This window comes from Bacillus sp. D48C, from assembly GCF_053345735.1.
In genome coordinates this window covers 26843-48591 of the sequence record NZ_JBKFAQ010000006.1, presented here as the reverse complement: position 1 = coordinate 48591, position 21749 = coordinate 26843, and the positions used below count along the sequence as shown (strand labels likewise).

Below are 21749 nucleotides of genomic sequence, written 5' to 3'. Positions count from 1 at the left end.
GGAACGTATGTTCTTAATAATTACATACAGTAAGGAGATAGAACAATGGTATACGACACAAAAGCAATTTCTTGGAATGAATCTTTAAAACAACTTCAACGCCGCTATACAAACAAACAAGTTGACCGAAAAGAATTTGAGGATATTGAACTGATGGAATTCTTCCGCGATAACGACTACATTTCTTTACCTACACATATAAGCGGCCTATCAAAAACACGTTTTACTTCTTACTCTATTTTCACAACTGAAGATAAAGATCGTAAAGTTGGCACACTTATTATTGAGTATGTTGAAGACGATAATAATAATTTATGTGTTGAACAACTATACTTCGTTTAAACTATAACGCTTGGTCATTTTGACCAAGCGTTCTTGCTTTCTATTAATCTCACTGTATATAATATGAATAAAAGAAAACCGTAATCATTAAGGGGGGATATGCTTGCTCGAAGGATGGTTCAGTTGGTTCATTGTATTATGGACGGTTATTTTATTAGGACTTATGTCTATCGGTGGATACTTTATGTTCAGAAAATTTTTAAAACGATTACCAAAAGAAGACGGCATGTCCATTTTGGATTGGGAAGAACACTACATAAATAAAACGAGACATTTATGGGCTGACGAACAAAAACAATTGTTAGAAGAGCTTGTAAGTCCTGTTCCAGAACTATTTCGCGATGTTGCAAAATCAAAAATCGCTGGCAAAATTGGGGAACTTGCATTACAAGAAAATGCCTCTCAAATTACACAAGACTTAATTATTAAAGGATATATCATTGCCACACCAAAGCGTGATCATAAATTTTTAATTAAAAAACTACAAGAAAAAAAGATTGATTATTCTAACTATCAATCTTTACTCGCAAAGTAACTTCATATTATTTTCGATAAAAAAGACAGCGCCTTTGACGCTGTCTTTTTATTTGGTACATATACAGTTTTTAAGTTAGCTTCATATCTTTTTCATTATAAAAACCATCTTCTTTTTCCATTTCCTTCTGTAATTTCGTAAAGGAACGATACATTGCAATTCTCCATGACACAATCATCGCAAACGCAAGTAAGAAGAACATGCCACTAAGTTGTCCTAAATCAAGAGATTGGCTTAAGTATGTTTTAAATACAATCCGCACTACAAGTAATCCAATTAATATAAAAACAAAGGCTTTTGAACGCTTCAAATAAATCTCTTGTCCTCTAATTTCAAATTTAGATGTTTTAATAAGAAAAATAGAGAAAATCAAACCGACACCAATTGCTTCTAACATTTCTGCTGGAGTTAATCGAAATTCAGGAAAAACATACATCAATGCGCCCGTACTCATAAAAAATGGTGGAAGTATAATTTTTTTCAATGTTGCAGGTTTCTTAGCTGCTTTTAAACGAATAAACATCGCACCGACAGCCATACAAACAGCAACGATACTGGATAAAACAACTATGTTCATATTTTCTCATCCTTTTTTGTGGCTATATGCAAAATATACTTTCATTATATGCTTTTCCGTTAGTATTTCCAACATTTTCGCAGAATAATACTAAAAACCGGTAAAACCACCAAATAAACTTGAGAAATATACGATAATTTTCGTCATCCAGTTAAAGTATAAGAAGACACCCATAACAATCATAATATATCCTCCGATTTTCATGAAGGCCATACTATTTCTTTTAATCCAAGACATTTTCGTAATAAAGAATGACAGTACGAAAAACGGGATAGCAAATCCAAGTATGTAAGCAATCATGTAAATCATTGCAGATTCTGGGTTTGTTGCTGCTAATCCAATTACGGACACTAGAATTGGTCCGGTACATGGCGTCCATCCTGCTGCAAAGGCTAATCCAATTAGTACTGATCCAAAATAGCCACTTGGACGATTTTTAAATGTAAATTTACGGTCTTGCATTAAAAATTTCGGCTTAAACACCCCGACAATAATTAAGCCGAACACGATGATAAAGATACCACCTAACTGTCTGATTAAATCTTTATAGTCAGTAAAGATTCCTCCAATAAAACTTGTACCAAATCCAATTGCAATAAATATAATTGAAAATCCAAGTAAGAAAAACGCTGTATGTATCATACTTCTTTTGCGAAGCATTGCATTTTCTTCTTTCAATTCAGAAACCGACATACCTGTTATGTACGATAAAAATGCCGGATAAAGCGGTAAGCAACATGGGGAAATAAATGATAAGAACCCGGCGCCAAACGCTAAAAAAATACTAATATCTTGCATCATTCCACTCCTCTCCCTAAATATTGTAACAAAAACACATAAAAATACTATGAACAATTCGTGAAATCACTTTTACAACGTGGCAATAAGAAAAACCACACTTCCCCACAGTTTCTAATAAAACGTTTTCATTTCCTTCTATTATATAGAAAAAACTCAAATGGATTATAAAACTCCTTTAATTGTTATTAACATAACAAAGGTAACATAGTTTCTCAAATAATTAGCACGCTACTAGTACGCCTATTTACATATTGGTTTAAAAAATATTTTTTTCAAATGCTGTCTCTATACAATGCAAAGTTGATTTTATAATACTTCTACTATTAATAATTTCAAGATTATGCATAAATATCATACTTTTATTATTATTCTATAAAATGTCATACTTTTCTTTCATTTGACCCTTTATTTCTAATTTTGTATACTTCCCTCTAGTTATATATTTTCGATACGGAACAACTTCATATAGATGGGAGGAATTTTTCATGCTTCGTTATTCTCTTTTAGTTTTATTAGGAGCGTGTAGTTATGGAATTTTAGCTATTTTTGTTAAGCTTGCATATGCAGAAGGATTTTCACTTGGAGAAGTAATTGGCAGCCAATATTTGTTCGGTTGGATTATTTTGCTTGCTATTACACTTCTATTTTCTAGACATCGCGTTCCTTTAAAGCAAGCATTACTTTTATTCGTTGCAGGAACATCTGCAAGTTTTACCGGAATTTTTTATTATGCTTCATTAAAAACTGTACCAGCTTCTATTGCAATTATTCTTTTATTCCAATTCGTTTGGGTCGGAATTATCATTGAAGCAGTCGCAACAAAAACATTACCTTCAAGAGAAAAAGTTATTTCTGTTATTTTCTTACTTGTAGGGACATTTTTATCCAGTGGTTTACTAGAACAATCAGCAGGTGCTTTCGATACGACTGGAATCATTTTAGGTTTATTATCTGCTGTTACATTCGCAACATACATTTTCGTGAGCGGAAAAGTTGCTGTTGAAGTACCTTCATTACCGCGCGGTGTTCTCTTAATGACTGGTGCTTTAACTTTAGTCATGATTGTATTTCCACCAACATTTATTTTTAATGGTGCCATTTCTCAAGGTCTTTGGAAATACGGTTTAGGATTAGGAACATTTAGTATCGTAATTCCATCTATTGCCTTTACAATCGGAATTCCAAAAATCGGTTCTGGCTTAGCGACTATTCTTGGTGCAGCGGAACTACCGGTTACAACAATTATGTCAGTATTCGTTTTAAAAGAGGCTGTACTATCTTCACAATGGTTCGGTGTATCACTTATTTTAATCGGGATTGCAATCCCGCAAATTGCATACGCAATGCGTGGACGCGGACGTTATCGTAAACATCATACGCATAAAAAAATAGCAGCATGAACGAGAGAGGATTTTCATTTGAAAATCCTCTCTTTTATTGTTGTATACTTATAGTAAAGATTTTGCTGAAGAAAGAAGGCATACTACATGGTATCTATTTCAAATCAACTAAAAGAAAAACTTATTTCCATCCGTCGACATTTACATGAGTATCCAGAACTATCATATGAAGAGTTCGAAACAACAAAAGCAATAAAAAATTGGTTAGAAGAAAAAAACATTACTATCATTGATTCCAATTTAGAAACAGGAATTATCGCTGAAGTGTCTGGTAATAAAAACGGACCAATTGTAGCAGTTCGTGCTGATATTGATGCCCTTCCTATTCAAGAAGAAACACATTTGTCCTATGCATCTAAAGTACCAGGGAAAATGCATGCTTGTGGACACGATTTTCATACAGCTGCTATTTTAGGTACTGCTTTCTTATTAAAAGAAAGAGAATCTTCCCTAAATGGAACGGTTCGCTTCATATTCCAACCAGCTGAAGAAAGTAGTAATGGCGCTTGCAAAGTTATTAATGCTGGACATTTACGTAATGTGCAAGCGATTTTCGGCATGCATAATAAACCTGATTTATCAGTAGGTACAATTGGCATTAAAGATGGTCCACTGATGGCCGGAGTTGATCGATTTGAAATTGAAATTCACGGAGTTGGTACACACGCGGCTGTACCAGATGCTGGCGTAGATCCTATTGTCGCATCCTCTCAAATTGTGATGGCACTGCAAACAATTGTAAGCCGAAATATAAGTTCATCTCATAATGCAGTTGTTAGTGTTACAAATATTCATGCGGGAAATACGTGGAACGTGATTCCTGCAAAAGCTACGTTAGAAGGAACTATTCGCACGTTCCAAGCTGAAACACGTGAAAAGATCCCAGCACTCATGGAGCGTATTATTAAAGGTGTATCTGATGCATTAGGTGTAAAAACGGAATTTCGTTTTTATTCAGGTCCTCCTGCTGTTCACAACGATAAAGCTCTTACAGACTTATCTACTCACGTTGCCACAAAGATGAATCTTAATATCATCTCGCCTAGTCCGTCAATGGCTGGAGAAGATTTTTCATTTTACCAACAGGAAATACCAGGTTCATTCGTCTTTATGGGAACGAGCGGTACACATGAATGGCATCATCCTGCTTTTACAATTAATGAAGAGGCACTGCCTATAAGTGCCGAATACTTTGCTTTACTAGCCGAAAGAGCACTTAAACAATTCTCATAAAAAAAGCCGTTCAAAGTGCATCTCAGCACCCTGAACGGCTTTTCTTATTAAGTTAAATCACGTTTTAAAAACACAGTATATGAAATACATAAAAATACGAACAAATAAAGTAGTAACATACATGATGCAAACGGGAATGTTACTCCATCAATAAAACTTCCATTCTTTGAAATACTATATAAATCTGTGTTTGCTGGCAATAAATATTTCGCCCAGTTATATCTAGTGGCTGCTAATAACGCAATATTGCCTGATAAAGCAAGGAATAGTGAAATACCAATTGCACCTCCACTAGATCTCGTTAACACAGAAATCATAAATGCAAACGATGCATACACAACCGTTGGTAACCACGATAAAACATAATATTTACTTGCTTCCACAAAAATATTTTGTTTTATTATATTTCCATCTTGGAAAATAAACTCACTCCATGCAGGCTGTTGGAATTTATAAATAACAAGTCCACATAAAGCGGAGAAAATCATATTAAATATAAACAATAAAGCTGCAAATATAACGATTGCTAAAAACTTTGCTGTTAAAATTTTAAATCGACTCGCCGGACGGATTGTTAAAAATTTATATGTTCCCCAGCTATATTCATTCGCAAAAATTGTACTTGCATACACGAGGATAAATGGGAGCAAAATTGGAAATACGATAAAACCTGTATCTCTCATGAAAGAAAGTGGAGAACTGCTTGCCGGTGCTGTATCCGTATCTAAATGCTTCATCTTAAGCTGGTATTCTTTTACAAGCTCATCCCCTGATTTTTCTGCTAAAATAGCTTCTTTTTTCATGCCAAGCTTTTTCTCAATTTCTACAGTACGTTCTGTATAATCTACTTTCCATCCTTTTGTTTCCGGTTCAAAATACTTTACCGTAACCCACCCTAATCCGATTATTAATACTGCAATAACCGCAAATGGAATAATCGTTCGCTTCCGCTTAAATATTTTATACAGTTCGTTATATACTAAATTAAACAATATCTTTTCCCCCTGTTAATTCTAAAAATTGCTCTTCTAACGTTTTTCTTTCTTCATATACACGATACACTTGAATGTTTTTCTCAAGCAATGTACGAATAACATTTGGGATTTCTTCATCTTTTACGTTAATAATTAATTCATTATCTTTTACTAAAACATCATGCCCTAACATTTCCGCTGCTTTATTCGCATCATCTACACGTATACGGATCGTCTCCATCTCTTCACTTTGACTATGCTGAATGTTTTGCGTAGCCACATATTCCCCGTGCTGAATAATGATAACTCTGTCACACATTAATTCAACTTCTGAAAGTAAGTGACTCGATACAAGTACAGCTTTTCCTTGTTCATGTGCAATTTTTTTTATGTACATTCTCATTTCATGTATTCCACTAGGGTCTAATCCATTCGTCGGTTCATCTAGTACCAACACATCCGGATCGTGAATAAGCGCCTGAGCGATTCCTAAACGTTGTCTCATGCCAAGTGAATATGCTTTTACTTTACGATTAATTACTTGTCCCATTCCTAACAATTTCACTACTTCATCGATACGTTCTTCGGTCACATTACCATTCATTCGTCCGAAATATGTTAAATTTTCATACCCGCTCAAAAAAGGATAAAATTCGGGTGTCTCAATTACCGCCCCAATTTTCGCAGCGGTTTTTTCAAATTGCTGTTTCACAGATTGACCATCAATCCATACTTCACCTTCTGTCATACGGATCATACCAACCATCATTCTCATTAAAGTCGTTTTTCCAGCACCGTTTGGTCCGAGTAAACCGACAACCTCGCCTTTTTTCACTTCAAAACTAATATTTTGTACAAGTGTCTTTGAGCCAATTCGCTTCGTTAACCGATCGACTTTTACAATTGATTGTTCATTTGTCATTCTATACAACCTTTCCTTCCCATTCTTTGTCAGGTCTTTTCACTGTAACATGATTATTTTTATGTGTAAAATGAACACTCCCCCACTTAGCAAAGCTTGAAGTGGGGGTTTCTAACGTTTCGACCTAACGGACGATTAACGTCAGAGGAGTTAACACATTAGCGAGCTGTTTCACGCCTAACCCCTCTATCCCATTTGTCCATGCATTTGGGATTACTTTTCGTAAAATGTTAGCCGCAGCATTTACATCAGCATTAATTAAAGTTTTATTTGCTGAACGATATATGCCGCGCTCTATTCGTTTTCCTGAAAAAGTTGTATTTTGGTCATTTTCTCCATACGTTGGAATGAAGTCGTTATCCAGAAAACTTGCTTTCGATGTATATGATTCTTCAGTTACAACAACTTGAATGCCTACAGCATTTGCTTTGTATGTAATCATTTGAATCAGTAAATTGTGCGGGATATGACAAAACGATTGGTTATTTCTTTTTCCCATATTCGTTTCTTGTTTCCAACTTTTGTTTTGACCAATAACGATTTTACAAACTTCTTCTTCTTGAGCTAGTTTTACGATATGGTGACTAACTTTATGGAAGACGTCTTTTATTTTCAAGTAACGTTTTTGATGAAGTTTTTCTATCCTTTTAGAAGTAAAAGGTCCTTCATTCGTTTGTTTTCCATTTCTAAGAATGCTTGTAAAATGACTCTTCATTTTGTTGTAATATTGATTTATGCTTTTGACATGTTTGCCCTTAACAAGGACAGGTTTCATACCTGTGTTTGTTACGATGGTTGCAAGGTTATCAATCCCTAAATCAATACTCATATAACGAGCATTCTCTTCAATCATTTGTTGTTCAGAAGGAACATCAATTACCAATTCCACTACATATTCATTGTATTTTGGAATCACACGAACTTGTTTCAGTTTACCTTCAGTGAAACCTAGTTTCCCAATATTTAATTGTAATTTCGTCTTTGGAAACTTTAAAAATCTACCGTTTTTAATGATACAATCTTGGTTTGTATACAGAATCTCTTTTTCAGAAGAACGAATATACTTTGGAATCCTAGGCGTTCCAGCATATTTGTTTGGATTCTTTTTATAGTCTTTTAAACTAGCAAAAAAAGATTTCCAATTTTGGAACAAACCCTTCATGATGGACTGGCTACATTGCGTAGGCAAAGCTCGATAATCATTTTGAATCATAGCCTTAAATAGTGCATCTAGAAAGTTGTAATCTACATAAGGTTTTTCAAAATTAGGTTCTGAAAACAAATTACATGTAATCTCTTTCTGTTCTTCTTTAGGCTTTAATTTCTCTTTTTTCAATTTCTTCCGATAGGCAAGAAGTTGTGTGTCATTCATCTTATCAATATTTTTATGAATATTATCCAGAACTTCTTTTTGCAAAGGCTGCAACTCTTTTTCTTGTGTTAATCCAGTGTACACCTGGCGTATATAAAAGTTTGTGGTGTTATACATATTCTTAGCGTTATGACAACATTCTTGAAAATAAGAATACATACGATGCCCTTTTTTAATCCAAATTTGAAGAGTTTTATAGTTTGATGGATTTTCCTTTGTCATTTTATTCACCTCCTTGTTAAGGATATTATAGCAAAAAAGAACGTACGTTTCTGTTTTTCTTGAAAATAAAATATTTCTTTCGATTCACCTCACCACCTTCATTTACGTTTAGAGGTGGGAGTCCTCTCAAAAGGCATTTCAAGAAAAAGGCATGATTTCTCATGCCTTTTTCTTGAAATGCAACGAATTTTTATCTTGTAAACTTTGAACAAATCGAAAACATTGCACCATCGATAATAGAAGGATAACAATCATAATTATACTCACTACTACTATTGCATATATTGTAATTGGCGCACTATTTACTCCTTGTATCCCTGCGATTTTCATAAAGATAACCGTAAATAATTTTAAAAATAGCATCCCATTAATTAATCCGAAAACAAATGCTGCTCCATAAATGAATAATTGCTCCTGAAATAATAAACATAGCACTTCTTTTCTTTTCATATTTTCTGCTACATAAGATGTAAACTCCTCTCTCCTCACATGCAAAAGGGAGTACATCATTTGATATGTAGTAAAAATACATATGAAAATTAGTACAATAAACAGCGTGTAAAAATACATTTGAAATACAAATGTATCCCCTACTTTCCAAATGGCTCCTTCATTAAATTGTAACGATATCATAAAAAACAAAATCATAGTACTCATAGCAATCCAAATAAATTGCTTCATCCTTTTGGTAGCAAATGTTCTAATATTTTTTCTCGCTAGCCGACATAAAGACATAAAATTCTTCCCCTACCTTATTACATACGCATTCTATACTACTAGTGTATAAAAATATGACATTTTAAACATCGCACTACAATCGGAATTTCTTCTAAGTCTTTAGTCCTAGAAAACGAAATGATAAAAAAATCACATTTAGAATATAATTGTAAAAAGGAGGAGATTGCATGCGTATAAAATTACTATCAATCTTGTCTTTATTATTACTCACAAGTTGTAGCCCACTAAAAAACAATGAAGTTGCCATTGTTGAGCCATACAAATTAACAAAAGAGCAAGCTTCTATTTTACAAATGACTCCTTTTCAAGAAGGAAATAGCATGTTTTATAACATTACGCTTAAAAATGATAAAGATGAAATAAATGCTACAATTGATTATTATAACAATGGTAAAAAAACAAAAGAAATTGCTTACATTGCTACCTCACATTTTCTAGAAAAGAAAATAAAACTCTCTTTCATATCGCCATACCCCTACTTTAATGAAGATGTACCAGAAAAAGGGCAATGGTATATTAATATTAATGGTGGTGCAACACTTGTTCCTGAAGAAGCGCCACCAATCGTAAATAGCTCTGCAACTACTACAATCCAATCTATAAAAAATTTAAAATACAATCAAAAAACGATTTTAGCTGCTGTAATCCAAACCAGTAAAGAAACTGTAATCGTTCCTATCATTGATGAAGAAACAGGCATTGATCTACTCTTAAAAGAAAATGAACACGTTTATCTATTTAGTATCGAGCTAAAAAAAGAACAATAAAGCGGAAATGCAACTTAAGTTGCATTTCCGCTTTATTGTTTAATAAGGTGTACTTTTATGAATCTGAATTAAATCCATTTTCTGTTACTACTATTACTCATCTTCTACTTCTATTCTTTTCTTCTCTCTTGCAATTTTTAAAAACTCTAGTAGCTCTGGATTACTATTCATTTTTTTGTAAGCCACTGACATTTCTGCAACAAAATTAGAATCATATAACTCTTTATATACAACTTCTGTTTTATATAACTTATTTGCCGACACGGGTATTACTGTAATTCCAATTCCTGCTGCTACAAGCCCCATAACTGTTTGATACTCTGTTGCTTCTTGTACAATACGCGGACTAAATCCAACTTCTCTGCAAAGAGATAAAATTGTATCATATAAAGCTGGCCATACTGGTCTCGTAATAAATACAAACGGCTCATCTCGTAAATCTTCTATATGTATTTCATCTTTCTCTGCAAGCGGATGTGCCTTTGGTAAACATAAGGTGCAAGATAACCTTTGAATTGGCTCTAATTCTAATAATTGTGTTGGAATTGGCGGACGTAAAAAGCCAATATCAATACGGTTATCATGAAGTGCATGAACTTGATCTGGTGTTGACAATTCATGTAATGCAACAGACACTCTCGGAAATTTCTTTCTATATTCCCTAACAATTGATGGTAAAATATCGTATATCGCTGCACCTACAAAACCAATTGAAAGTGATCCCACTTCTCCCCTTTGCGCACTTTGTGCAACTTCTACTGCTTTTTCAATTTGTTCAAACGCTTTTTTTACTTCTTTTAAAAACATTTCTCCTGCTTCTGTTAGTTCAACCTTTCTTTTCGTTCTTGAAAATAATGTAACTCCCATTTCTTTTTCTAATTGCTGTATTTGTTGACTAAGTGGTGGCTGTGTCATTTGTAAACGAGCAGCCGCCCGTCCAAAGTGTAACTCTTCTGCCACAACAACAAAATATTGCAAATGCCGTAATTCCATTTTTGGACACCCTTTTCACTTTCGATTAATATGTCTAATATATTAATAACATATAATTTATATATTAGACAAATATTTTGAATGAACGTATAGTAGAAATTGTTAATTCTTTTTTACAATTTTTATGTAAAAAAAGAAAGAGGTGGTTACTGTATGAAATGGTGGAAGTTAAGCGGACAAATTTTGTTACTATTTTGTTTCGCTTGGACAGGTGAATGGATTGCAAAACAGGCACACCTCCCAGTTCCAGGAAGTATAATCGGTATTTTTTTATTATTAATTTCATTAAAATTTAACCTAGTTAAAAAAGAATGGATACAGGACGGAGCAGATTTTTTATTAAAAGAACTTATTTTATTTTTCATCCCTTCTGCAGTCGCTGTCATACGTTACAGAGATACACTAACACAATATGGAATCGATCTCATTTTAATTATTATGATTAGCACTCTTTGCGTTACCTTAGTTACAGGACTTTTAACAGAATTGCTACTAAAGCGGAAAGGACCAACGCAATGATCGGATTTCTTTGTTTACTATTAACACTATTCACATATTGGATATCAAAAAAAATGTATCAACGCTGGAATTGGAGTCTACTTTCTCCTCTTCTCGTCTGTCCCATTATTTTAATTGCTTTATTGCTCGGATTAGATACACCTTATGAAACATATGAATCTGGTGGTCACTGGTTAACTGAATTATTAAAACCCGCAACAGTTGCTTTTGCATGGCCAATCTATAAATACTTTGATTTATTAAAGAAACATGGAATGGCTATCTTACTTAATGTCATTGTCGGTTCGTTTTTATCAGTCATTACTTCAGCACTACTAGCAAATTATTTTCAAATTGATTCATCACTAGAACATAGTTTAGCGCCACATATCGTAACAACACCAATCGCAATGGCTATTTCAGAAATGATTGGTGGTATGTCACAATTAACTGCTGTATTTGTCGTTTTAACTGCCTTAACAGGAGCATTGCTCGGTCCTTCTCTCATACGTATTTGCCGTATTAAAACAGCAATCGCAAAAGGTATTATGTTAGGAACGAGCGCAAATGGAACCGGTACATCAAAAGCATTCGAAATCGGTCCTGTGGAAGGAACAATTGCAAGTTTATCCATGCTTTTAACAGCAGGCGCTAGTTTGGTTATCGTTCCGCTTTTCTTGTCTTGGATACATTAAAGAAGCAAGTATTTACATACTTGCTTCTTTATTTATATATTGGCACAGCAATTCATAATCCTCTGGAAAAGCTAAACACAATTGTTCAACTTCATATATCCCTTTCCAAGCAATTTCATGTATTAACTCATCAGGATCTTGGATTTTCATATTACCGCCTATTTGTTTAACAAAATAATAATGGACATACACTGGAATTCCGTATGTAATACCCTCTTTTTCATATATTTTATTTACAACTTCCACATTGTAACCCGTTTCTTCCCAAACTTCCCTGATACAACATTCTTCTAGTGTCTCTCCCTTTTCAAGTCCTCCACTTGGGACAGACCACCTTTTTTCTTCTCCCTCTTTGCCCTGCAATACCATTAAAACTTCATTTTTTTCATTTACACATACCGCTGCACTACCTATCCATCTCTCCATAAACATCCCTCCCCTACTAAAATTCGCCTTCTTTATTATTTTCCCCTTGAAAAAAAGAGGAAAATAATAAAACAACGACGAAAAGTTACATCAACTTCATAGACAATCCCTTCTTAGAAATTAAAACTGGAAGGATGAAAATATGATTTCTAATTATGTTGTGGAATGTGTCTTTTGTGAAGAAAATCGAAAACCTCGCCAAGCTATTGTCACAGTTCCCGCCACTACTCAGCTACTAGCCCTTGAAAAAGTGCGCGCGGAATGCAAACGTCGCTTCGGAAAAACTGTATTATTGCAAACAGAAATTAAAGAAGAAATAATTTTCGAACAAAAAGAAAGCTGACCATAAATTGGTCAGCTTTCATATCCGATCATATTTTCACATGAAGATTAGGGGCATCCTCTTTAAGGATCGGGATTTTCCCATTATGTACGTTCCATAATGGTCATCGAACAATATATTTCTATGCAATTAACTATTGAATAGAATAGGGCAAAACTTGTTCGCATTTTTAGAAAAGGGATAGGGATATAATTCAAGTAGTACTTCGAATACTCGAACTTTACACTCATAATATTAAAACAAATCCTTTTATATGGGAAATATGAATTACCTATATAATTCATTCGTAAAATATATTAATAGTTTGCTATATTAATTTTATCCCGCTATTTGTAGGCAGTAACCCCCTGCTGATTATAATTTCACTTTATTCCATCAATAGCATACATCCAGCTAAAACCGGTGTCATAATCATCGAAAACCTCAAAAGCGTTCGCGGTGCATAATTTGTAAACTTCGCACCAATGTATGCCCCTAACATGGTCCCAATCAATACTTGCAATAACAATATATAATCTAAATATCCTTCCGAACTATATCCTAGCCCGCCTCCAATTGCAATCGGTAATATAACAAGCATTGTTGTCCCTACAGATTGCTGAATCGTAAGTCCCAATAGAACCATTAATCCAAGTTGAATAAACGGTGCAGAACCAATCCCAAATGAACCAGCCATCATTCCAGTAACTAATCCAAGGCATACACATTTCAACAAGTATTTCACGGAAAACTCTTTATGTTTATATAAAGACGACTGTTCTTTTTTTTGGAACATAATTAATTTAATAAACATAAAAATTGCCGATAAAAATAACATCCCAGCTGTAAACCAATGAAGAAGATGTGCTGGTATAAGTGAACCAAATTTAGAACCAATATAAGAGCCAATTGCGCCAAATCCCCCAACAATCCCACCTATAATAAGTGCAACATTGCCTTCACGGTAATGACTTACAACACCTGATAATGTCGTAAATGCCATTGCAGTTAAAGATGTTGCAAGAGCAACATGAATAGGAATTTGGAATACCAAAGTGAGTATCGCGATAATAAATCCAGCTCCTCCAGCTCCAACAAATCCTAATAAAATACCCATTACTAACATTGTTATAATAATTGCCACAGACTTTCCCTCCAGTAACACAATTATCCATCATATTTATCCTTACATACAAATAAAAAGCATCCTAGACGGATGCTTTTTATTTCAATGATATGTACTTAATCTTGATTAATCAAAATAACTGCTGGACCAGCGACCACCACTCCAGCTACTTCTATCTTTTCAAATTCCTTTACTGTAATAGAGATAACTCCTTCTCTTTCCATCAATTCTTTACTCAGGACATCAGTCGGGATTGCTTTCACCGTCTTACCTCCTTTTCATTTATACAATATGATAAAATGAAACTTTAATCAGTGGGGGTTTTTTCCGTACTTATTAATTATTACCCCTCACCAATCGGACTAATAATCACCCAATGCATCTATATATATGCATCACCTCCGCTTTCATTCCTTATTCCACTCAAAAACCTTCTCCCCCTTCCGTGACATATTGAAAAATAAAAAAGAAGCTATAACATATAGCTTCCCTCTACATTTCTTTAATCTTTATGCACCGTATATTCCATGACTTTTCCATCTCTATCAAATTGGAAAACAAGCTGTTCGCTATCTATTGGAATAAAGCCACGTTCAGTCCCAAGATAATACAAAGTGATAACTCCTTCTTCCCCACTTCTCGTGTCCGTTGAAGCGCCTAACAATTGTGTAATTTCTTCATTTGATTTCCCTATTAATTTATATTTTTGTAATAGATCATCTACCATATGTATCCGTTTCTCTGCATGATTTAACCATCTATTTTGATTAAACTTTGACGTATATTCATTTACACTTAGTTGTACAGTGCATACTATTAATGGTATGAGTGCTACTATTAAAACCCCAGACATTTGCTTCTTTTCTTCATTACGATTTTTAGAAGCATATAAAATAACCCTTTGAACCATGACTAATAAAACAAATGGTATGAATACTACAAAAATGCTCCTTACACTTAAGGGCATATGGATCATATCGATGACGAATATAAATAGAATGTACATTACTATATACAAACAAAAATAGACATACAAAATGCCACGTAGCATAGCGCTCAGAAAGATCCCCCCTTTTAACTCACTATATAATTCATCCTGCTAATCATTTCTCGAATCTGTTCTAATTCTTGCACTGTATATACTATTTTCCCTGCTAAGATTTCATTTCTGAAGAACGTTACAATTTGCTCCCGATCTTTTAATCTAGGTGTTTCCTCACTAGAAAGATCTATTATTTCTTTTCCATTTTCATTATAAAAATATACAACTGGTTTTACCTTTTCTTTTATACTATTAGTCTGCATTTCTTTCAAACAATTGTATAAAATTTGAGATAGTTTCTTCGCCTTATATACTGGATTCCCTTCATTTTTCACTTGTATAGTTGACGAATCTTTACCTACTATATATTCAAATGTCTCTTCTTTTTCAACTTCTTGTTGATACTTACCCATTTCATCAATCATAAATGAATATATACCAGCATTTTCTTTCGTTAAACCATGAACTAATTTCTCTTCCCATTCTTTCGTCTCAAGTAGATAAATACCAGTTTTGCACAAGATGAGATGATGGATTCGATTATCGTTTATTTCACTATTATTTTTAATAAAAACATTCGGCATGATTTGAATTTCAGCATCTAATATGATGCCTTGCTCTATGAATCCTCGCTTCATATAATGTAATGTTTCGTACGTATTCATTTCAGCGCCGTTTTTAGTATATTCTCGTAAATTTGCAATTAATTTTTGAAACATATGTATTTCATTATTATGTTTATTTTGTATTTCACTACGTTCTTTACTATGCTGCACAGCTAATTGATTTTTCATCATACGCATATTTTCAATTTCTCTATTTGCACTTACTTGTAAATCATTGTATTTTTTCTGTTCCATATTTTTCAAATTATTTTGTTGTTCTGTATGCTCTATCACCGTAGCTGCAATTTCATTTTTATACGTTTCAATCGCTTGTTTCTTTTCAAATTCTACTTGCTGACTCTCTGATTCTAACTGTTTATTTTTATAAAACAGCACAAATACTACAGCTAATAATATTAAAACCGCACCTATTAGCACATAATTCATATTTTTACCCCTTTATTTCATTTTCGATTATTTTTTATAAATATATCTACTATAGTATACTATGGTTTCGATACAGACTTTGTAAAAGTTGTATATTTTTAATAAAAGGCACCTCTGACGGGGCACCTTTTATTTTCACTCTATTGTACACCATACTGAATATAACTTGGATCGTAGTATATCCATTGATTTGTCCCTAAGCAAAGCCATCCATCTTGCTTACTCCATACTCGATACGATTCACCATGATGTAACTGTCTTATAACATTTCCTTTTAATGATGGAGCATCACGCAAATTTACATTATCACCAGTAATAGTCGCCACATAATGTTTATACTGAATATAACTCGGATCATTATATACCCACTGATTTGTCCCTAAACAAAGCCATCCATCTTGTTCTCCCCAAACTTCATATGTTTCGCCACGATTCAATTGGCGAATTACACTAGACTGCAAAGATGGTCCACTTCTCAAATTCACATTATCTCCATTAATTATAGCAACCCCGTACACTGGAGTTGCATTATTAGGCGGAGAAACATTCCCTCCACCACTTGCTCCATTCCCTTGTAAAGCTTCTAGTGAAACTGCAGCTGATACATCACAATTTCCTACACCTGAAATTTGTCCAGAATCTGTGTACTGCCATGCTGTCCACGCTGTCCATCCACCAGCATCAGCAGGCGGTGTACTCGAGTATTTAGCAATCCAAAGTGGAATATCACTTAATCCGCTAATTCCGAACTCATTAATATACCAAACTCCTGTATATAACATTACATCTTTTCCAGTAGCCTGTTTCACATAATTTATGAAGCTTCTTGCCCAATTCGATATAGCGCTACCAGTTAAATTACTATTACTCGGATCTTTTGGTGATTCTAAATCCAGAACTGGCATTAAGTCTGTCTGGTTACTTTGTAATATACTCACAAAATATTTCGCCTCTGAAATTGCATCATTTTGTTCTGGACGTGCAAAATGGTATGCACCAATTAATACATTCGCACTTCGGGCTGCTTGTACATTTTTAGTAAAAGTAGGATCAATGTAATTTACACCTTCTGTCGCTTTTGCATACGCTGCTGGAATTCCAGATGCCTTCACTGCATTCCAATCAATATTCCCTTCCCAATGAGACACATCAATTAACGTAACATTTGAACTCGATCTGTTTTGCATATAAAATCTCCTATTAATTTTTTTACTTCGTATACATACAATATGTACAAATTTCATAAGAGGACACGACATTTATGCTATAGAAACAAAGAGTAAATATATTTTGTATACAAAATAAAAAAGACCTTGTATTTACAAGGCCTTTTGCAAACTCCCTTTATTTTGTAACAAGTACATATTATAATACAAACCTTGCTCACTTAGTAATTCTTGATGTGTTCCTCTTTCTACTATCTCTCCATCATGCATCACAAAAATTTGATCTGCATCTTGAATTGTAGATAACCTATGCGCAATGGCTATCGTCGTTCTACCTTTTCGCATTTGTTGCAACGCTGTTTGAATAGCCTCTTCTGTTTCTGTATCGATATTAGCTGTTGCTTCATCTAATACTAATACTTTCGGATTCGTTGCTATCGTTCTAGCAAAAGCAATTAATTGTCGTTGACCGCTTGAAAATGCTGCACCTCTTTCTACTACTTCTGTTTCATACTGCTCTGGTAACTTTTCAATAAACGTATTCGCTTGCACAAATCGAGCAGCTTCTTTTACTTCTTCATCCGTAATTTCTTCATTATACATACGAATATTTTGCTTTACATTTCCAGCAAATAAAAATGCATCTTGCAATACGAGTCCTATTTTCTTTCTAATTTCTCGTTCTTCAAATTTTTCTAAATCTACACAGTCTATTACAATATTTCCCGACTTAATATTATAAAATCGCATTAACAAATTCATAATCGTACTTTTTCCGCTACCAGTATGCCCAACAAAAGCAACCGTTTGCCCTTGTTTCACGTGAAATGATACATTTTTTAAAACGTCACGCTTTCCATCATATGAAAAAGTAACATTTTTAAATTCAATATCTCCATCGACAACTTGAGGATTCTCATTGCCTTTTTGAACCGGTGCTAAATCTTTCTCGTCCATTAAATGAAATACACGTGATGACGAAACAAGTGCCTGTTGGAAAAAGGACAATTTCATCATCATCTCATTTACAGGTTGGAAGAAACGATGTATATAGTTAACAAAAGCATATAAAACTCCTACTTCAACAGGGCTCTTTAAAGCATCAATCCCAAATAAACCTAGTACTAACGCAATAGCTACAATATGTACTAAATCCGTAGCTGGTCGTAAAAGTAATGCGTCTAACTTCAAAGTACGTCGCCCTGCACTATAATGTTTATTATTCACTTCTTCAAACTCTTTTCTCATACGTTTTTCTTGTCTGAACACTTGAACAATATTCATTCCTTGTATGGACTCGTTCAATTTTGCATTTAACACGCTTAGTTGATTACGTACTTCTAAATAAAAAGCTGCACTTTTCCGGCGATATAATACCATAATCGCGAACATTATCGGAATTAATATGAGAGAAAATAACGCTAATTTTACATCTAATAAAAACATCGCTATTAAAATACCTACTAAAAAGACTACATTTTTCACAAATGTTGATAATACACTGACATAAAAATCTTTAATCGCTTCCGTATCATTCGTTATACGAGATACGAGCGTACCAATTGGCGTACGATCAAAGAAACTTAATGACAGCTTTTGAACATGTTCATATACTTCAACTCGCATATCTTGAACAATCTTAAAAGCAATGTTCTGAAAGTACAATAGATTTAAATACGTAAATAATACTTTTAATAAATGAGCAACTATGTAAATTACAAATAAAGTAACGAGTGCTGATCGTTCAAAATCCCGCGGTACTAGGTGTTCATCAAGGAATTGTTTAATTAAAAAAGGCCCCATCATTTCCGTTACTGTCGCACCAACTAAAAAGATAAATGCTAAAGATAGCAACCCTTTATATGGCTTCATATAAGAAAGCAATCTACTTAAATCACTTCGCTTCTTCTCTACCATCATACGCCTCCTTTCTCGACTAAAGCTTCTAATTGCTGGCTTTCATACATTTCCTTATACCAGCCGTTTTCCTTCATTAATTCCTCATGTGTACCTCTTTGTACAATTCTACCTTCATCAACAACAAGAATAAGATTAGCATGCTGAATTGCACTTAATCGGTGTGCAGTAATAATCGTCGTTTTCCCTGCTCTTTCCCTCTTTAAGGCACTTAAAATTGTCTCTTCTGTTTTTGCATCTACCGCTGATAAACAATCATCCAAAATTAAAATTTCAGCATTTGTTAATAAAGCACGAGCAATAGAGATTCGCTGTTTTTGACCACCAGATAACGAAACGCCTCTTTCCCCTACTACTGTTTCATATCCTTCTGAAAATTGGAGGATATCATTATGAATACAAGCAATCTCTGCAGCTTGGGTAATTTCATTATATGTAGCATCCGCCTTTCCAAAGGCAATATTCTCACCAATACTTGCTGAAAATAAAAAATGATCTTGCGGCACATATGAAATGGCAGAACGGACACCATGAAGTGTTAAATCTCGAATATCTCGCTCCCCAACTTTTAATTCACCATTAAAATGATCATACTCACGGATTAAACATTTTAATAAAGTCGTTTTCCCTGCACCTGTACGTCCTACAACTCCTAGCGTTTCGCCCTTCTTCAAATCAAAGTGAATATCGTTTAAATGTAACAGTTCATTTTTCTTATACGAAAATGAATCAATGGCAAATGAAACATTACCGCTCGCTATCGTATGTACAGCATTTTCTCTATTTACTACATCTGATTTTTGTGAAAGAATTTTTTCTACACGGTCATATGAAGCACGCCCACGCTCCATAATATTGAACAACCATCCAAACGCTAACATTGGCCAAACGAGGGTACCTAAATATGTCGTAAATGTAACGAGATCACCTACTGTTAATTCACCTCTTACAACTAATACCGATCCGTAACATACTGCAATTAAAAAAGAAAATCCAACGATAAGAGCGATTGTCGGATCAAATAACGAATCAATACGTGCAACTAACACATTTTTATGCACAACATCTTCTGATTTTTTTCGAAACGCCTGCAAATCTTCTTTCTCTTGTCCAAGCGATCGAATCACTTTCATTCCACTCATACTCTCTTGCACTTTATCATTAATTTCCGAAAACGATTGCTGTGCTTTATGAAACCTTTTATGTAATAACGTTCCATAATAATTTGTCGAAATGGCTACAATCGGCATCGGAATTAAACTTAACAATGTTAACTTCCAACTAATTGTAAAACCCATCGCTACGAGTACACATCCCCCAACAGCTAATGAATCAACAAGCGTTAAAACACCCGCTCCAGCAGTTTGCTGGATTGCTTGAATATCATTAGTCGCATGTGCCATTAAATCACCTGTTCGATTTGACTGATAGAAAGATGGACTCATCTTTGTAAAATGTTCATATAAATTTTTTCGTAATTGGCGAGCTAATTTTAACGAAGACCCGAAAATCATAATACGCCATATGTAACGCAATATGTACATCGTAATACCTACAATTACTAATAGTACAACCCATTTTAGTAACTTATCGGTCGTCAATGTTTCATCATTAATTTCATCTACAACGATTCCAATTACTTTTGGTGCTACGAGCTCTAAAAGTGCAACGCCAAATAATAAAATAATTCCGGTTATGTACGCTCGTTTTTCTTGTTTAAAAAACCACGCTAAATTCATAAACACTTTCATTTTTTTCCTCCTCCCTTAAAATGAGCGATGTTTTCAGTTTACCAAAAATACAGAATTTTTAAAAGTTTTAAAAACTGTAACTAACAAAAAGAAAGACACTCTTAGTGAGTGTCTTTTAGCGCTTATTTCATTTGTTGCTTGTTCATCGCGCTCATCATTTGATTGATTTTCTTTTGGGAAGGTTTTTGTCCCATTTGCATCATCATCATTTTTAACATTTGTTCGTTAATTGGTGGATTTTTTTGTAAGTAATTCATCATGTATTTGCGGGCAATGAAAAATCCTAACGCCACGCCTGCTACTAGTGCTACTACGCCCACTAGAATACCTAACCAAATTGGCATATATTTTCCTCCTTCATGTTGTCTACCTTACAGTGTACTAAAACCTTTTCAATAAGACAAGATACAATTCGACATTTTTTACACATATGTTCGTACTTGTTTTAGAGGATTCAGCCATCCGTACTTTGTATTTTCATAATCCATAGCTAAAAATGTTAATTCACACTTTCTTAACACCTCAAAGAAAGTCGTTTCCATAGAGACATTTCCAGAGGTATTCATACGAATATAGTGCGGTTTCACCATTATTTCACCGTACTCCGCTCCCGTATAAAGTGTATGTGTATGATGTGTTCTATCATATTTACCAAGAACGCGCAAAGCTTGTTCTAATTTATGATGAATTTTCATTACTTGCAATGGTTTCGTTATATACATCATTTGTTTATATAACACTTTTTTCTCCGAAAGGGACCCAGATTCTGAAAATCGAGCAAATAAATCAAAAAACAAATATTCACGACCAAAATAAGATTTCGCAATATCCTCTTGAATTAAATACAATTCATACGTTTTCATTTTTCCCCTCCCAAT

At 34.0% G+C, this 21749-nt stretch carries 26 protein-coding genes; 8 read left to right on the top strand and 18 right to left on the bottom strand.

The window, feature by feature from the left end:
• Positions 1 to 45 precede the first annotated feature (45 nt).
• Together ACLBXA_RS16340 and ACLBXA_RS16335 are read left to right on the top strand one after the other, a co-directional pair.
• Positions 46 to 342: a hypothetical protein gene (locus ACLBXA_RS16340; RefSeq protein ID WP_000262400.1), complete on the top strand. Its 297-nt coding sequence runs from the start codon at positions 46 to 48 to the stop codon at positions 340 to 342.
• Positions 343 to 445: 103 nt separating this feature from the next.
• Entirely contained in the window at positions 446 to 877 is a 432-nt protein-coding gene (locus ACLBXA_RS16335; protein WP_000889371.1) for a DUF2621 domain-containing protein, read from the top strand.
• A gap of 70 nt (positions 878 to 947) precedes the next feature.
• Here ACLBXA_RS16335 and ACLBXA_RS16330 read toward each other — a convergent pair whose 3' ends face one another.
• From ACLBXA_RS16330 to ACLBXA_RS16320, 3 genes are all read right to left on the bottom strand, one after another.
• Complete coding sequence (locus ACLBXA_RS16330; protein WP_001028640.1) at positions 948 to 1454, bottom strand: CcdC family protein; 507 nt, start codon at positions 1452 to 1454, stop codon at positions 948 to 950.
• A gap of 90 nt (positions 1455 to 1544) precedes the next feature.
• Positions 1545 to 2252: a cytochrome c-type biogenesis protein CcdA gene (gene ccdA / locus ACLBXA_RS16325; protein ID WP_001152674.1), complete on the bottom strand. Its 708-nt coding sequence runs from the start codon at positions 2250 to 2252 to the stop codon at positions 1545 to 1547.
• Between the two features lie 16 nt (positions 2253 to 2268).
• Positions 2269 to 2418: a peptidase T gene (locus ACLBXA_RS16320; RefSeq protein ID WP_074790237.1), complete on the bottom strand. Its 150-nt coding sequence runs from the start codon at positions 2416 to 2418 to the stop codon at positions 2269 to 2271.
• A gap of 322 nt (positions 2419 to 2740) precedes the next feature.
• On the opposite strand from ACLBXA_RS16320, the gene ACLBXA_RS16315 reads away from it, so the two are divergent.
• Positions 2741 to 3655: an EamA family transporter gene (locus ACLBXA_RS16315; RefSeq protein WP_000947042.1), complete on the top strand. Its 915-nt coding sequence runs from the start codon at positions 2741 to 2743 to the stop codon at positions 3653 to 3655.
• An 87-nt stretch (positions 3656 to 3742) separates the two neighbouring features.
• Positions 3743 to 4888: a M20 peptidase aminoacylase family protein gene (locus ACLBXA_RS16310; protein WP_000253664.1), complete on the top strand. Its 1146-nt coding sequence runs from the start codon at positions 3743 to 3745 to the stop codon at positions 4886 to 4888.
• A 47-nt stretch (positions 4889 to 4935) separates the two neighbouring features.
• On the opposite strand, the gene ACLBXA_RS16305 is transcribed toward ACLBXA_RS16310, so the two are convergent.
• The 4 genes from ACLBXA_RS16305 to ACLBXA_RS16290 form a co-directional block, all read right to left on the bottom strand.
• The gene (locus ACLBXA_RS16305; protein WP_000482759.1) at positions 4936 to 5880 is read right to left on the bottom strand and encodes an ABC transporter permease; all 945 of its coding nucleotides are present in this window, start codon (positions 5878 to 5880) and stop codon (positions 4936 to 4938) included.
• The gene (locus tag ACLBXA_RS16300) at positions 5873 to 6784 is read right to left on the bottom strand and encodes an ABC transporter ATP-binding protein (RefSeq protein WP_000180626.1); all 912 of its coding nucleotides are present in this window, start codon (positions 6782 to 6784) and stop codon (positions 5873 to 5875) included. Before ACLBXA_RS16300 ends, ACLBXA_RS16305 begins: the two co-directional genes overlap by 8 nt.
• A 124-nt stretch (positions 6785 to 6908) precedes the next feature.
• Positions 6909 to 8378, bottom strand: a complete 1470-nt coding sequence (locus ACLBXA_RS16295) for an RNA-guided endonuclease InsQ/TnpB family protein (protein WP_000159710.1) — start codon at positions 8376 to 8378, stop codon at positions 6909 to 6911.
• Positions 8379 to 8537: 159 nt separating this feature from the next.
• Positions 8538 to 9113: an FtsX-like permease family protein gene (locus ACLBXA_RS16290; RefSeq protein ID WP_000050614.1), complete on the bottom strand. Its 576-nt coding sequence runs from the start codon at positions 9111 to 9113 to the stop codon at positions 8538 to 8540.
• Positions 9114 to 9283: 170 nt separating this feature from the next.
• On the opposite strand from ACLBXA_RS16290, the gene ACLBXA_RS16285 reads away from it, so the two are divergent.
• On the top strand, positions 9284 to 9883 hold the full coding sequence (locus tag ACLBXA_RS16285) for a hypothetical protein (RefSeq protein WP_001220622.1): 600 nt from the start codon (positions 9284 to 9286) through the stop codon (positions 9881 to 9883).
• Between the two features lie 93 nt (positions 9884 to 9976).
• Here the strand turns inward: ACLBXA_RS16285 and alsR are convergent, their stop codons facing one another.
• Positions 9977 to 10876 carry an acetoin biosynthesis transcriptional regulator AlsR gene (alsR, locus tag ACLBXA_RS16280; protein WP_000423234.1) on the bottom strand — a complete coding sequence of 300 codons (900 nt, stop codon included), beginning with the start codon at positions 10874 to 10876 and terminating at the stop codon, positions 9977 to 9979.
• A 153-nt stretch (positions 10877 to 11029) separates the two neighbouring features.
• On the opposite strand from alsR, the gene ACLBXA_RS16275 reads away from it, so the two are divergent.
• On the top strand, positions 11030 to 11395 hold the full coding sequence (locus ACLBXA_RS16275; RefSeq protein WP_447617319.1) for a CidA/LrgA family holin-like protein: 366 nt from the start codon (positions 11030 to 11032) through the stop codon (positions 11393 to 11395).
• Entirely contained in the window at positions 11392 to 12069 is a 678-nt protein-coding gene (locus ACLBXA_RS16270) for an LrgB family protein (RefSeq protein WP_000578954.1), read from the top strand. The genes ACLBXA_RS16275 and ACLBXA_RS16270 overlap by 4 nt, the downstream gene beginning before the upstream one ends.
• Positions 12070 to 12081: 12 nt before the next feature.
• Here ACLBXA_RS16270 and ACLBXA_RS16265 read toward each other — a convergent pair whose 3' ends face one another.
• Positions 12082 to 12495: an NUDIX hydrolase gene (locus tag ACLBXA_RS16265; protein WP_000442974.1), complete on the bottom strand. Its 414-nt coding sequence runs from the start codon at positions 12493 to 12495 to the stop codon at positions 12082 to 12084.
• A 142-nt stretch (positions 12496 to 12637) separates the two neighbouring features.
• Here ACLBXA_RS16265 and ACLBXA_RS16260 point away from each other — a divergent pair, with 142 nt between their 5' ends.
• Positions 12638 to 12838, top strand: a complete 201-nt coding sequence (locus tag ACLBXA_RS16260; RefSeq protein ID WP_000625226.1) for a DUF3903 domain-containing protein — start codon at positions 12638 to 12640, stop codon at positions 12836 to 12838.
• Between the two features lie 367 nt (positions 12839 to 13205).
• Here the strand turns inward: ACLBXA_RS16260 and ACLBXA_RS16255 are convergent, their stop codons facing one another.
• The 9 genes from ACLBXA_RS16255 to sirA form a co-directional block, all read right to left on the bottom strand.
• Complete coding sequence (locus ACLBXA_RS16255; RefSeq protein WP_000974664.1) at positions 13206 to 13961, bottom strand: sulfite exporter TauE/SafE family protein; 756 nt, start codon at positions 13959 to 13961, stop codon at positions 13206 to 13208.
• A gap of 98 nt (positions 13962 to 14059) precedes the next feature.
• Positions 14060 to 14206, bottom strand: coding sequence for a BC1881 family protein (locus tag ACLBXA_RS16250; RefSeq protein ID WP_000644411.1), 147 nt, complete (start codon positions 14204 to 14206; stop codon positions 14060 to 14062).
• Positions 14207 to 14445: 239 nt separating this feature from the next.
• On the bottom strand, positions 14446 to 14994 hold the full coding sequence (locus ACLBXA_RS16245) for a hypothetical protein (RefSeq protein WP_000943748.1): 549 nt from the start codon (positions 14992 to 14994) through the stop codon (positions 14446 to 14448).
• A 23-nt stretch (positions 14995 to 15017) separates the two neighbouring features.
• The gene (locus ACLBXA_RS16240; RefSeq protein ID WP_001110282.1) at positions 15018 to 16037 is read right to left on the bottom strand and encodes an NERD domain-containing protein; all 1020 of its coding nucleotides are present in this window, start codon (positions 16035 to 16037) and stop codon (positions 15018 to 15020) included.
• 140 nt (positions 16038 to 16177) lie between these two features.
• A complete protein-coding gene (locus ACLBXA_RS16235; protein ID WP_001181414.1) occupies positions 16178 to 17224 on the bottom strand; it encodes a GH25 family lysozyme in 1047 nt (348 codons plus the stop codon).
• Between the two features lie 132 nt (positions 17225 to 17356).
• Positions 17357 to 19120, bottom strand: a complete 1764-nt coding sequence (locus tag ACLBXA_RS16230) for an ABC transporter ATP-binding protein (RefSeq protein ID WP_000229515.1) — start codon at positions 19118 to 19120, stop codon at positions 17357 to 17359.
• Entirely contained in the window at positions 19120 to 20871 is a 1752-nt protein-coding gene (locus ACLBXA_RS16225; protein WP_000862447.1) for an ABC transporter ATP-binding protein, read from the bottom strand. The genes ACLBXA_RS16230 and ACLBXA_RS16225 overlap by 1 nt, the downstream gene beginning before the upstream one ends.
• 122 nt (positions 20872 to 20993) lie before the next feature.
• On the bottom strand, positions 20994 to 21215 hold the full coding sequence (locus ACLBXA_RS16220; RefSeq protein ID WP_001123317.1) for a YneF family protein: 222 nt from the start codon (positions 21213 to 21215) through the stop codon (positions 20994 to 20996).
• Between the two features lie 78 nt (positions 21216 to 21293).
• A complete protein-coding gene (sirA, locus tag ACLBXA_RS16215; protein WP_000860652.1) occupies positions 21294 to 21734 on the bottom strand; it encodes a sporulation inhibitor of replication protein SirA in 441 nt (146 codons plus the stop codon).
• Positions 21735 to 21749 lie beyond the last annotated feature (15 nt).

Excerpts from the sequence above, each read along its gene's own strand:
- ACLBXA_RS16340 (WP_000262400.1), top strand. The coding sequence starts at position 46 with ATGGTATACGACACAAAAGCAATTTCTTGGAATGAATCTTTAAAACAA.
- ACLBXA_RS16330 (WP_001028640.1), bottom strand. The coding sequence starts at position 1,454 with ATGAACATAGTTGTTTTATCCAGTATCGTTGCTGTTTGTATGGCTGTC.
- ccdA (WP_001152674.1), bottom strand. The coding sequence starts at position 2,252 with ATGCAAGATATTAGTATTTTTTTAGCGTTTGGCGCCGGGTTCTTATCA.
- ACLBXA_RS16315 (WP_000947042.1), top strand. The coding sequence starts at position 2,741 with ATGCTTCGTTATTCTCTTTTAGTTTTATTAGGAGCGTGTAGTTATGGA.
- ACLBXA_RS16310 (WP_000253664.1), top strand. The coding sequence starts at position 3,743 with ATGGTATCTATTTCAAATCAACTAAAAGAAAAACTTATTTCCATCCGT.
- ACLBXA_RS16300 (WP_000180626.1), bottom strand. The coding sequence starts at position 6,784 with ATGACAAATGAACAATCAATTGTAAAAGTCGATCGGTTAACGAAGCGA.
- ACLBXA_RS16295 (WP_000159710.1), bottom strand. The coding sequence starts at position 8,378 with ATGACAAAGGAAAATCCATCAAACTATAAAACTCTTCAAATTTGGATT.
- ACLBXA_RS16290 (WP_000050614.1), bottom strand. The coding sequence starts at position 9,113 with ATGTCTTTATGTCGGCTAGCGAGAAAAAATATTAGAACATTTGCTACC.
- ACLBXA_RS16285 (WP_001220622.1), top strand. The coding sequence starts at position 9,284 with ATGCGTATAAAATTACTATCAATCTTGTCTTTATTATTACTCACAAGT.
- alsR (WP_000423234.1), bottom strand. The coding sequence starts at position 10,876 with ATGGAATTACGGCATTTGCAATATTTTGTTGTTGTGGCAGAAGAGTTA.
- ACLBXA_RS16275 (WP_447617319.1), top strand. The coding sequence starts at position 11,030 with ATGAAATGGTGGAAGTTAAGCGGACAAATTTTGTTACTATTTTGTTTC.
- ACLBXA_RS16270 (WP_000578954.1), top strand. The coding sequence starts at position 11,392 with ATGATCGGATTTCTTTGTTTACTATTAACACTATTCACATATTGGATA.
- ACLBXA_RS16265 (WP_000442974.1), bottom strand. The coding sequence starts at position 12,495 with ATGGAGAGATGGATAGGTAGTGCAGCGGTATGTGTAAATGAAAAAAAT.
- ACLBXA_RS16260 (WP_000625226.1), top strand. The coding sequence starts at position 12,638 with ATGATTTCTAATTATGTTGTGGAATGTGTCTTTTGTGAAGAAAATCGA.
- ACLBXA_RS16245 (WP_000943748.1), bottom strand. The coding sequence starts at position 14,994 with ATGCTACGTGGCATTTTGTATGTCTATTTTTGTTTGTATATAGTAATG.
- ACLBXA_RS16240 (WP_001110282.1), bottom strand. The coding sequence starts at position 16,037 with ATGAATTATGTGCTAATAGGTGCGGTTTTAATATTATTAGCTGTAGTA.
- ACLBXA_RS16235 (WP_001181414.1), bottom strand. The coding sequence starts at position 17,224 with ATGCAAAACAGATCGAGTTCAAATGTTACGTTAATTGATGTGTCTCAT.
- ACLBXA_RS16230 (WP_000229515.1), bottom strand. The coding sequence starts at position 19,120 with ATGGTAGAGAAGAAGCGAAGTGATTTAAGTAGATTGCTTTCTTATATG.
- ACLBXA_RS16225 (WP_000862447.1), bottom strand. The coding sequence starts at position 20,871 with ATGAAAGTGTTTATGAATTTAGCGTGGTTTTTTAAACAAGAAAAACGA.
- ACLBXA_RS16220 (WP_001123317.1), bottom strand. The coding sequence starts at position 21,215 with ATGCCAATTTGGTTAGGTATTCTAGTGGGCGTAGTAGCACTAGTAGCA.
- sirA (WP_000860652.1), bottom strand. The coding sequence starts at position 21,734 with ATGAAAACGTATGAATTGTATTTAATTCAAGAGGATATTGCGAAATCT.